This window comes from Hymenobacter humi, assembly GCF_042665855.1.
GTDB classification, from domain to species: Bacteria; Bacteroidota; Bacteroidia; order Cytophagales; family Hymenobacteraceae; genus Hymenobacter; species Hymenobacter humi.
This window is the reverse complement of record NZ_JBHTEK010000006.1, coordinates 164951-175317: the sequence shown is the minus strand read 5'-3', so window position 1 is coordinate 175317 and position 10367 is coordinate 164951. Positions and strand designations below refer to the sequence as shown.

Below are 10367 nucleotides of genomic sequence, written 5' to 3'. Positions count from 1 at the left end.
GGCCGAGAGCACCGGCGAGGTGTTGGGTAGATTCCTGAAGATGTCGGATTCGTAGTCGGCCCGGAACCAGCCGGCGTTGGCCCGCACAAAGGGCTGCACGGGCGGCGCAGCCGGAACAAGTAGGCCCCGGACACGAACACCTGGTCTTGTTTGATGGCATTGGACCGGAAAGCCGAACCCAGGCGGCTGCTGAGGTAAGTAGCTCTGCACTGCACCCGATTGTGGGCTAACGCCTCGTGGCGGTAGTGCACCGTGGCGCCGTTCTCGTAATACAGGTTCAGGGTTTTCAGCGCAGGCCCGCGTCCAGCGTGGCTCCCTGGCCGCGCGCCGCCACCGCGAGCAGCACCAGAGGAAGCAGGAAGAGCACCCCACGGGCCGACAAACGGCGAGGAAGCCGGCGGGAGGAGCCCGGGGAAACCGGGCAGGCAGCAGTACAGGTCGGGGTCATGGCAAGGGACAGGGAAAGCGGCAAAAAGCGGTGGAAGAAGGCGCCCAGGTGGGGCAATGGCTAAAATTAAATAGGCGAATTGCCCATGCAAACTCAAAACAAGCATGCCCCGGACTTTTATTAAATATCCTTTGCTTTATAAGTTATTGTATATCATTTGTTTAATTAAGTTTTAAAAGACTTTATAAACGAGGCTTTAAGCCTGTTTCGGCTGGCCCCGGGCAGCTGCCGCCCGCTCTCGCGCACTGCTTTTTCCCGGACCCTCTGGCCCGCACTTTTCCACCCTATACCTCAACGGGCGGCCAGTCATCCCCTCACCACCAGGCGCTTTTATCCGGCGCAGGGGCGGCAAGGCACAACCCTAGGCCGCGCTACCCGTTAGCCCTGCATCGTCGTTTGCCAAAAGTCGCGCGCAGCCAACCGCCTCTCGATTTGGTTGCCCCACTCCGCCACTTTTGCTCATGCTCCCTTACGCCGCTGCTTCGTCCCCTGGTTTCCACGAGCCTGCCGGTGTTCAACGCCCTGCCCGGGGCCTACCTGCTGCTCACGCCCGAAGGAGTGATTGAGGCCGCCAGCGACGAATACCTCGCCGCCACCCTCACCACCCGCGAGCAGGTGGTAGGCCGGTCCCTCTTCGACGTCTTTCCCGACAACCCCGCCGCGCCCGAGGCCCACGCCACCCGCAACCAGCGTGCATCCATGGCCCAGGTGCTGGCCACGGGCCAGCCCCACCAGATGGCGCCGCAGCACTACACGTGCCCGACCCGGCTCGTCCCGGCACCTTCGTGGAGCGCCACTGGCTGCCCACCAACCGCCCCGTAGCCGACGCCGCGGGCCGCGTCACCCACCTGATTCACGCCGTCGTCGACATCACGGACCAGCGCCGGGCCGAGCGCGACCTGCGCGCCAGCCAGGCGGCCGAACAAGCGGCCCGGGCCGATGCCGATGCCCAGCGCGAGCGCCTGCACGAGGTGCTCATGCAGCTGCCCGCCCACGTGGCTGTGCACCACGGCCCCGACCAAACCTTTGCCCTGGTGAACCCGGCATACCAGGCCGTGGTACCCAGCCGGCCCCTGCTCGGCCGGTCCCTTCGCGAAGCCTGGCCCGAGCTGGCCAGCCAGGGCATCATCGACGTGCTCGACCGGGTGTATGCCACCGGCGAGCCGTTCGTCGGCACGGAAGTGCCCCTGCAGGTGGACCTCACGGGCACGGGCCGGCTGGAGCAGCTGTATTACAACGCCTTTTTCTGCCTTTGCGCGATGCCCAGGGCCACGTCAACGGCGTCCTGGATTTCTCTTACGACGTGAGCGAGCAGGTGCAGGCCCGCCAGCAGCTCCAGCAGGCTCAACCAAGAACTGGAAGCCCGCGTGCAGGAGCGCACCCGGGAGCTGGACGTGGCCCGCGCCCAAGCCGAGGAGCAGCGCAACCGCCTGCTGCGCCTGTTTGGGCAGGCCCCGGCGGAGATTAACCTTTTTGCCGGTCCCGAACACGTCTGGACCCTGGTACACCCCCGCACCCGGGAGCTGCTGCAAAACCGCCCCCTGCAGGGCCTGCCCCGCCGGCAGGCCTGCCCGAGCTGCCCGAGGCACAGCACGAGCTGTTTGACAGCGTGTACCGCACCGGCCAGCCCGTGCACGCCCTGGAAACCACCCAGCGCTTCGACCGCTTCCACAACGGGGAGCTGCACGATGAGTATTTTGACCTCACCCTCCAGCCTAAGTTCGACGCCGGCGGGCGGATAGAAGGGGTGATGAGCTTTGCCATCAACGTCACCGAGCGCGTGCGCAGCCGCCAACGGGCCGAGGCCCTGCAGGCCGACTTGCTCACCGCGGCCCGTCGCCAGGCGCAGGAGCGCGCGGCTTTCCACAACGTTTTCGAGCAAACCCCGGCCCTGATTGCCCTGCTTCGCGCCCCCGGCCACCGCTTCGAATACGTGAACCCTGCCTACCAGGCGCTGCTTCCCGGCCGCCCGCTCTTGGGCCTCGACATGGCCGTGGCCGTGCCTGAGTCTGAGGAGCAGGGGTTTGTGGCTCTGCTGGACCGCGTGTACCAAACCGGCGAGACATTCTTTGGCGCAGAGCTGCCCTTCGCGCCGGAGCCGGTAGACGGCGGACCGGCCCGTACCTGGTACTTCAATTTCACCTACCAGGCTTACCGCGAAGACGGCCAGGTTGCAGGGGTCACCATTTTCGCCTTCGACGTGACCGAGCAGGTGCTGGCCCGCCAGCAGCGCGAAGCCGAGCGCCAGCAGCTGCACAAGCTCTTCATGGAGGCGCCGGCCCCCATCGTCATCCTCGATGGGCCCGACCTGGTGTTTCAGCTCGTCAACCCCGCCTACCAGCGGGTATTCCCCGGCCGCGCCCTGCAGGGCAAGCCTGTGCTGGAAGCCATGCCCGAGGTGGCCGGCACGGCCATTTACCACAGCCTGAGGGGTGTACGACACCGGCGAAACCTTCGTGGAACAAGAGCTGCCCCTGATGCTGGCCCGCTATGACGACGGCCCGCTGGAAGAGATGTTCTTCACCTTCACCTACCAGGCCCGCCGCAACGCCCAGGGCGAAATCGACGGGGTGCTGGCCTTTGCCCACGAAGTGACCGACCAGGTGCAGGCCCGGCGCGTGGTGGAAGAGGGCGGCGCCCAGGCCCGCGCCCTGGCCGAGCAGCTCCACACAGCCAACGAGCAGCTCACGCGTACCAACGTGGACCTGGACAACTTCATCTACACGGCCTCGCACGACCTCAAAGTCCCCATCGCCAACATTGAAGGCCTGCTGCAGGCCCTGACCCGGAGCTGCCCCCGGTGGCTTTGGTCGGCGACGTGCCCGAAATGCTTGGGCTCATGCAGAAGGCCACCGAGCGCTTCCGGCGCACCATCGAGCAGCTCACCGACGTGAGCAAGCTGCAGCAGGCGCACGGCCAGCCCGTCACGGAGGTGCAACTAGCCGCGGTGGTGGAGGAAGTGCGCCTCGACCTGCTGCCGCTGGTGGAGCAAACCCAGGCCCGACTCATCGTCGATGTACCGCTCACCGCTCACCTGCCGTTCTCCGAGAAAAACCTACGCTCGGTGGTATACAACCTGCTCAGCAATGCCCTCAAGTACCACCACCCCGACCGCGCGCCCCACATACAGCTCAACTACGAGCGGCAGGAGCAGTACCACGTGCTGCGCGTGCAGGACAACGGCCTCGGCCTCGACCTGGGCAAGGCCGCGGGCAAGCTGTTCGGCATGTTCCAGCGCCTGCACTCCCACGTCGACGGCTCGGGCATCGGCCTCTACATGGTCAGGAAAATGGTCGAAAACAGCGGTGGGCGCATCGAGGTAGCCAGCCAACTTGGCGAAGGCAGCACCTTCACTGTCTTTTTCCGGTACACCCGGCTTCCTGATTCCTTTCCCCGCCTGTCTGCATGCCCAATCTGCCCCGCATTCTCCTCGTCGACGACGACTACACCAGCAACTTTCTCAACGCCAAGCTGCTGCAGCACCTCGACCCGGCCGTGCAAGTGCTCACGGCCCTGAACGGCCAGGAAGCCCTCGACGTGCTGCGCACGCACTGCCAGCCGCCCACGCCCGGCTGCCCGGCCCTCGTCTTCCTCGACATCAACATGCCGGTGATGAACGGGTTTGAGTTCCTCGAAGCCTACCAGCACCTACGCGGAGCCCAGCCGCAGGACGTGGTCATCGTCGTGCTCACCACCTCCGTCAGCCCCCGCGACATGGCGCGCATCCATGACCTGCCCATCAACGGGTTTCTGTCCAAGCCCCTCACCGAAGAGAAAATCGCCCAGGTGCTGGCCGACAACTTTTAGAACCGCCTGCTGCGTCGTTGTCCCACCGGGGCTCTTTCGGGCGTGGTTTCCTGGACCGCTACCAGCGCGACCAGCCTCAGCAGCCGGCTTTTTCATAGCGCCTTGGGCCAGGCCTGCTTCGTCCTGTCTTCCCGAGCCAGGCAAACGCCCTCAGGCTTGCTCGTTTCCTTAACACTTTGTGTATGAAAAGCTGGACGGTTTTTAAATCCCGTTCTTTGCGGATAGATCGCTTACACCCAACACACTGTTCCCCGCTACATGTCGAACGCGTCCACTCCCGACCAGCCTGCTCCCTCCTCAGCGGCTGACAACGCCGCGGCCCTGCGCGGAAAGCCGGCCGACCCCGGCCAGCCCCTCGACCGCTACGAGCAAAGCCAGGTCCGTTTCCGCACGGTGTTTGAAAACGCCCCGCTCGGCCAGAAAATCATCACCCCCGACCTGACCATCCGGCAGGCCAACCCGGCGGTGGTCAAGATGTTGGGCTGCGCCGGTGTGGACGACCTGGTGGGGCGCAAAATCATCGAGTTTGCCCACCCCGAGCACCGCGCCGATTGGCAGGACCTGCAGGAGCGCCTGTGGACGCACAAGATGCCGTCTTTTACGCTCGAAACCTGCATGTTGCGGACCGACGGCTCCTCGTTCTGGTGCAAAGTTCATTCGGTACTTTTTCCCGACGACGACGGCGAGTTGGGCTACACTATCCTCGAGGACATCTCCGACCGCAAAAACCTCGAATCCAAGCTCAAGCGCGTTTACGACGCCCAGGAAACCATCCTGCAGCTGGCCACCCACGACATCAAGGGACCCATCGCCCACATTGAGCCTGCTCACCGACCTGCTGCAGCGCGAAGTGGACAGCCGCAGCGGCGAAGCCCCCGCCGCCGGAGATGGTGCACTACCTCGACCTCATCAAGGCGTCCTGCGCCCACGCCCACGCCCTGCTGCAGGATGTGCTCTACGTGGGCGACCTCGACGAGAATGGCCTGCAGAAACGGCCCACCGACTTACCCACCTACCTCGCGGCGCAACTGAACCTGCACCGCCTCGCGGCCCAGGAGAAAGGCATCGCGCTGGCCCTGGACCTGGCTCCCGAACCCAAGCAGGTACGGCTGCACCCCGAAAAGTTTGGCCGCGTGCTCGACAACCTGCTCCACAACGCCCTGAAGTTTACGCCCGCTGGCGGCACGGTGACCGTCGGCGCAAGCGAGTACGAGGGCAAGGTGCGCTTCACGGTGCAGGACACCGGCGTGGGCATCCCCGGCAAGCTGCACAACAACCTCTTCGATAAGTTCAACCCCACCCGCCGCGCCGGCCTGCACGGCGAAACCACTACGGGCCTGGGCCTGTTCATCGCCAAGCAAATCGTCGAGCTCCACGGCGGCCACATCTGGCTCGAAAGCCGCGAGAAGCACGGCACTACCTTTTTCATCGAGTTAGCCTGAGCGGTGGGGGTGGCTAACTTTGTGCGGCCGAGGTGCAGCGGGCAGCTATTGTCTCCGGCCTGCCATTCCTCCTGGTACAGTGTATCGCTTCACTTATGATAAAACTCTCCAGTGTGCTGCTGGTCGATGATGACCCGCGCACCAACGACCTCAACGAACGCCTGCTCAAGAAGCTCGGCGTTGCCGACCGCTACCTCGCCGCCACCGACGGCCTGACCGCCTTGGCGGCCCTGGAAGACCTCGCGGCCGATGCTAATCCCAGCAGCCCGGTGCTGGTGCTGCTCGACGTGAAGATGCCCGGCATGGACGGCATGGCCTTCGTCGATGCCTACCAGCGCCTGCCCGCGGACCGGCAACAGGCCGTGGTCATCGTCCTGCACACCGCGTCCATGAGCTCCGTCGACCTGGGCCGCATCGACTCCCTGCCCATCGCCGGCCTGGTCAGCAAGCCCCTCACCAAGGATAAGCTCGACACCATCCTCAAGCTGCACTTTCAGCGCCAGTTCCTGGCTTAGGACGGTACTGGCCGGCCTCCATTCCAGCAAACCACAACGAGCGGACCATGCGGCCCGCTCGTTGTGGTTTTTGCATAAGCGCGTGATTGAGATTCTCTGAAAATGCCGTTTCCGTCATGCTCATCTGGCGTCCGCATGTCGAACCGAAGGTCGGCGTAGCCAAGCATCTGGCGTGTAGCAGTAATCAAGTCAGCTCAACGAAGCTGGCGAGGTGCTTGGCTCCGCCGACCTTCGGTTCGACTAGGGGACGCCAGATGAGCATGATACAAAATCAGATTCCCAAACACGTTCTAAGAAGGCGGTGGAGGTCCAGGGCGTGAAGTTTTGACGACTTTTGCCGACAGTTCCATCCTGCTTGTTCCTCATTAATGGAAGTAAAACCATCTCCCACTAACCGCGAGCGGGCCGAGCGCGGCCAGACGTCTACGCTCTGGGGCATCGGGGCCAACGTGGCCCTGGTGCTGGGCAAGGGCACGGCCGGCGTACTCGGCAACTCCTACGCCCTCATTGCCGATGCCATCGAATCGGCCACCGACATTGTCAGCTCCGGCATCGTGTGGCTCGGGCTGCGCCAGGCGGCGCGGGAGCCCGACGAAAACCATCCATACGGCCACGGCAAGGCCGAGCCCTGGCGGCCATCCTGGTGGCTGTCGCGCTGATGGGCGCGGCCGCCTTCATCGCCTACGAAAGCATCCTGCACATTCAAACGCCCCACGCCCTGCCCGCCCGGTTTACGCTGGCGGTACTGGCCGTCATCATTGCCATCAAAGAAACCCTGTACCGCCGGGTGCTGCGCGTGGGCCAGGAAGTGGACAGCGCCGCCGTGAAGGCCGACGCCTGGCACCACCGGGCCGACGCCATCACCTCGCTCACGGCGTTTGTTGGCATCAGCATCGCGCTGGTGGGCGGCCCGGGCTACGAGGGCGCCGACGACTGGGCCGCGCTGGTGGCCTGCGGCTTTATCGTCTACAACGCCTACCACATTTTCCGTCCCGCGTTCGGGGAGATAATGGACGAGGCCCCGGAAGGCAACTGGACCGAGGACATCCGCGCCCTGGCCGAGTCCGTACCAGGCGTGGTGGGCACGGAGAAGTGCTACGTGCGCAAGATGGGCCTGGAGTACTTTGCCGACCTGCACGTGATTGTTGACGGCGCCATCAGCGTGCGCGAAGGCCACGCCATCGCCGGAGCCGTAAAGGCTACCATTAAGCAAGCCCGGCCCGCGGTTTACAACGTGCTCGTGCACATTGAGCCAGCTGAGTAAGCCGGCCCTTAGCCGTTATCCTGCCGTCATGAAATTACCCTCTTTTGCTTTCGCTATGATGATGGCCGGCCTGGCCTGGTTTGCATTTGCCTGGTTTACCGTGGCCGCGCTGCTGGTGGCTCAGGCCTAGATGCGCACCAGGCGGACAGGAACGGAGTGATATCCCCTGAAAACGTCAGCGTGAGCCGGTGCATGGCCCGGGTGCAAGCCACGTAAAGCATGCTCTTATCAACGTCCGTTTTGTAAGTGCGCGCACCGGCAAACGGCACAATGACTTCATCGAATTCCAGCCCCTTCGCGAGATGAGCCGAGGTGATGATGACCCCTTCCTGGAAGGTCGTGGACTCCTCGGTGAGCAAGTGGACGCCGGGGCCTTGCAGCGCCTTGTACGCCTGTTCGGCCTGCCGGAGCGTCTTGCAGATAACCCCCAGGGAATGATTGCTCGAACTCCGGAAGGTCGAAATCATCTCCTGGATGGCCCGCAGCTCCTCTTCCGGGTTGCCGAAGCGCGCGACGACGGGCTCGGGCCCGTGCCGTTCCAGGGGATGATGTCCGGATTCGGGGTGATACGCTGCGCAAACGCCGTAATCTCCATGGTCGAGCGGTAGCTGCGGTACAGCCGGACCACGTCGGCCTGCGGGAACACCCGCTCGATGGCTTCGGCGGAAGACGCGCTGTAGGGATTCACCGTTTGGCTCACATCCCCGAGAATGGTTTTGCGGCAAGTGAACAGCCGCGACAGCACCGCGTACTGCACGGGGTATAGTCCTGCATCTCGTCCACGAGCAGGTGCTTGACGTGGTCGTAGGCACTGAGGCCTTCCAGGCGTATCCGCAGGTAAATCAGGGCAAAGACATCGGCGTACTCCAGGTTTTGGCGCTGGTCGATGCGCAAAAGCCCGGGTTGGCCAATCCAGCGGTAAAAGTCCCGGTAGAGGTCCAGTACCTGGTTGAATTTGAACAGGCGGGGAATGGCTTCCCCAATTGTTCCTTTCTCCTGGCCGGTCAGCTTGCGGCGCACTTTGTCGCGCACGTAGTTCCTCACATCCTCGGCCACCAGCGCGAAGCGCTTTAGAATCGGCACCCGGTGGTAGCCTTTGAACTTGCCCAGGATAAACGCCCAGGGAACCACGGTTGCGCCGACGCGCAGGTCGCGGCCGGTGAAGTAGTTATTCTCTATGTAAACGAGGTACTGGTTGAGCTGGCTCAGGAATTCAAACGAGGACTTGAACCGGATGCGCTCAATGAAGGCGGGGTCGTGGTTTTCCAGCAGCGCAGACACCTGCTCGAAGAAGGTCTGGAAGGGGTACTGGGTGCCGAGTAGGTCGGCCGCCGCTCGTCCATGCCCAGCTCGGGGATGTGCTCTTCCCCAAGCTCGGGCAAGACGTTGGAGATGTAGTCGGCGAAGACCTTGTTGGGCGAGATAATGAGGATGTCCCTGGCCGCGATGGTTTCGCGATACCGATACAGCAGGAAGGCAATGCGGTGCAGGGCAATCGATGTCTTGCCCGAGCCGGCCACCCCTGGATGACCATCACCGCTGCCGTCTCGTTGCGGATAACCGCGTTCTGGTCGCGTTGGATGGTCGCGACGATGTTCTTCATCTTGTCGTCGGAGGACCGGGCCAGGCTCGCGCTGCAGCACGTCGTCGTGGATGTTCACGTCGTTTTCGAGCATAAACTCCAGGCGCCCGTCGCGGATTTTGTATTGCCGCTTGAGGGCGATGGTGCCCGCGATGGTGCCGGACGGGGTGTTGTAGGAGGCTTCGCCGAGCTCGAAGTCGTAGAACATCGAGGCGATGGGCGCCCGCCAGTCGTAAATCAGCCCCCGGCGCTGCCGCTCGTCCATGAAGGAACCCACGCCGATGTACACCGTCAGCGGTTCCTGCTTCCGCGAAACGAAATCAATGCGGCCAAAGTAGGGAGACTGCACCAGCTTGAGCAGCCTGCGCTTGCGGGCCACCGCGCCTTCGCCCGTAAAGGCCATGCGGTCGATGGACTGGCCGGCGGCGACCATGTCGGCGTCGTCCATGCCAGACTGGTGCTCGTGGATGTACTGCTTTTTCTCGCGCAGGCTCGTCGGAAAACTGCCGGACGGTGTCGTCCACCCGCCGGATGGCCAGTGTTAGCTGCTCCTTGATTTCTTCCAGGTACTCTCGCTCTTCCTGCTCCGTTGCGTTCATCCCGGTCGGCTCGTTGATATGAACCACAAAGGTCAGCTCAATTTCCGTTTTGCCGAAGCATCGGGTCTATTTCATGAGCGTGGGGCGCAAGGCGCCCGGCGCAGGGCAATGGTAGGTTTCTTAGTCCACCAGCATCACTCCGTCGTTTTGCCGTCGAAGGGGGCCTCATTCTGCGTGGCCTCCTGCTTGGTAGCCCGAGTTATGCCGTCGCGGTGCTGGGGCGGGGCGTACAGGGTATAGAGCCGCAGGGGCTTGTCTGTGCTGGTGTTGATGACGTTGTGCGTGGAGCCTGCAGGCGCGACAACGGCGTCGCCGGCCGACACTGCGAAGGAGCGGCTGTTGATGACGCACTTGCCCGTACCGCCCTCGATGCGAAAAAACTGGTCGTGCGTTTCGTGCACTTCGCTGCCGATTTCCTCGCCGGGCTTCAGGCTCATGAGCACCGCCTGCAGGTGCGGGCCGGTGTAGAGCACTTGCCGAAAGCTGGGATTTGAGCGCGTGGCCTGCTCGATGTTGATGTGAAAGCCCTTGAGCTGATTGCCGGGCGTAGCGGATGTAGCGGCCGTAACGGGGCGGCTGGATTCCTTGGTCTTGGCTTGGCCGGCCGCCTGGTTGTCGGCCGTGGAATCGGTGGTGCAGGAGGCGAGGCAGGCCAGCGCTAAGCCGGCTGCCACGGGGATGAAAGCATGCATGGGAATGGGCGTTAGGGG

At 63.5% G+C, this 10367-nt stretch carries 16 protein-coding genes and 1 pseudogene; 11 read left to right on the top strand and 6 right to left on the bottom strand.

Annotated elements, in window-relative coordinates; translation table 11 throughout:
* Positions 1-286 precede the first annotated feature (286 nt).
* The gene (locus ACFQT0_RS30785; RefSeq protein WP_380207320.1) at positions 287-448 is read right to left on the bottom strand and encodes a hypothetical protein; all 162 of its coding nucleotides are present in this window, start codon (positions 446-448) and stop codon (positions 287-289) included.
* Positions 449-958: 510 nt separating this feature from the next.
* Between ACFQT0_RS30785 and ACFQT0_RS30780 the strand changes: the two genes are divergently transcribed.
* The 11 genes and pseudogenes from ACFQT0_RS30780 to ACFQT0_RS30730 all read left to right on the top strand — a co-directional run bounded on the left by ACFQT0_RS30780 (position 959) and on the right by ACFQT0_RS30730 (position 7476).
* Positions 959-1270 (top strand): PAS domain-containing protein, encoded by a 312-nt coding sequence (locus ACFQT0_RS30780; protein ID WP_380207318.1) that lies wholly within the window; start codon positions 959-961, stop codon positions 1268-1270.
* Positions 1204-1755 carry a PAS domain-containing protein gene (locus ACFQT0_RS30775; RefSeq protein ID WP_380207316.1) on the top strand — a complete coding sequence of 184 codons (552 nt, stop codon included), beginning with the start codon at positions 1204-1206 and terminating at the stop codon, positions 1753-1755. The genes ACFQT0_RS30780 and ACFQT0_RS30775 overlap by 67 nt, the downstream gene beginning before the upstream one ends.
* Positions 1701-1916 carry a hypothetical protein gene (locus ACFQT0_RS30770; RefSeq protein WP_380207330.1) on the top strand — a complete coding sequence of 72 codons (216 nt, stop codon included), beginning with the start codon at positions 1701-1703 and terminating at the stop codon, positions 1914-1916. The genes ACFQT0_RS30775 and ACFQT0_RS30770 overlap by 55 nt, the downstream gene beginning before the upstream one ends.
* Before the next feature lie 141 nt (positions 1917-2057).
* The gene (locus tag ACFQT0_RS30765; protein WP_380207314.1) at positions 2058-2942 is read left to right on the top strand and encodes a PAS domain-containing protein; all 885 of its coding nucleotides are present in this window, start codon (positions 2058-2060) and stop codon (positions 2940-2942) included.
* Positions 2905-3342, top strand: coding sequence for a hypothetical protein (locus tag ACFQT0_RS30760; RefSeq protein WP_380207312.1), 438 nt, complete (start codon positions 2905-2907; stop codon positions 3340-3342). Before ACFQT0_RS30765 ends, ACFQT0_RS30760 begins: the two co-directional genes overlap by 38 nt.
* Entirely contained in the window at positions 3288-3965 is a 678-nt protein-coding gene (locus ACFQT0_RS30755) for a sensor histidine kinase (RefSeq protein WP_380207067.1), read from the top strand. Before ACFQT0_RS30760 ends, ACFQT0_RS30755 begins: the two co-directional genes overlap by 55 nt.
* The gene (locus ACFQT0_RS30750) at positions 3854-4255 is read left to right on the top strand and encodes a response regulator (RefSeq protein WP_380207066.1); all 402 of its coding nucleotides are present in this window, start codon (positions 3854-3856) and stop codon (positions 4253-4255) included. Before ACFQT0_RS30755 ends, ACFQT0_RS30750 begins: the two co-directional genes overlap by 112 nt.
* A 258-nt stretch (positions 4256-4513) precedes the next feature.
* The gene (locus ACFQT0_RS30745) at positions 4514-5287 is read left to right on the top strand and encodes a PAS domain-containing protein (RefSeq protein WP_380207310.1); all 774 of its coding nucleotides are present in this window, start codon (positions 4514-4516) and stop codon (positions 5285-5287) included.
* Positions 5206-5697, top strand: coding sequence for a sensor histidine kinase (locus ACFQT0_RS30740; RefSeq protein WP_380207308.1), 492 nt, complete (start codon positions 5206-5208; stop codon positions 5695-5697). The genes ACFQT0_RS30745 and ACFQT0_RS30740 overlap by 82 nt, the downstream gene beginning before the upstream one ends.
* Before the next feature lie 95 nt (positions 5698-5792).
* The gene (locus tag ACFQT0_RS30735) at positions 5793-6212 is read left to right on the top strand and encodes a response regulator (protein ID WP_380207306.1); all 420 of its coding nucleotides are present in this window, start codon (positions 5793-5795) and stop codon (positions 6210-6212) included.
* A 368-nt stretch (positions 6213-6580) separates the two neighbouring features.
* A pseudogene (locus ACFQT0_RS30730) lies at positions 6581-7476 on the top strand (cation diffusion facilitator family transporter).
* 95 nt (positions 7477-7571) lie between these two features.
* Here ACFQT0_RS30730 and ACFQT0_RS30725 read toward each other — a convergent pair.
* The 5 genes from ACFQT0_RS30725 to ACFQT0_RS30705 form a co-directional block, all read right to left on the bottom strand.
* Positions 7572-7943, bottom strand: coding sequence for an ATP-binding domain-containing protein (locus ACFQT0_RS30725; RefSeq protein ID WP_380207304.1), 372 nt, complete (start codon positions 7941-7943; stop codon positions 7572-7574).
* The gene (locus tag ACFQT0_RS30720; RefSeq protein ID WP_380207302.1) at positions 7940-8176 is read right to left on the bottom strand and encodes a hypothetical protein; all 237 of its coding nucleotides are present in this window, start codon (positions 8174-8176) and stop codon (positions 7940-7942) included. The genes ACFQT0_RS30725 and ACFQT0_RS30720 overlap by 4 nt, the downstream gene beginning before the upstream one ends.
* A complete protein-coding gene (locus tag ACFQT0_RS30715; RefSeq protein ID WP_380207060.1) occupies positions 8173-8757 on the bottom strand; it encodes a hypothetical protein in 585 nt (194 codons plus the stop codon). The genes ACFQT0_RS30720 and ACFQT0_RS30715 overlap by 4 nt, the downstream gene beginning before the upstream one ends.
* Positions 8682-9506, bottom strand: coding sequence for a hypothetical protein (locus tag ACFQT0_RS30710; protein ID WP_380207300.1), 825 nt, complete (start codon positions 9504-9506; stop codon positions 8682-8684). Before ACFQT0_RS30710 ends, ACFQT0_RS30715 begins: the two co-directional genes overlap by 76 nt.
* Positions 9507-9791: 285 nt before the next feature.
* Entirely contained in the window at positions 9792-10349 is a 558-nt protein-coding gene (locus ACFQT0_RS30705) for a cupin domain-containing protein (protein ID WP_380207298.1), read from the bottom strand.
* Positions 10350-10367: the final 18 nt, after the last annotated feature.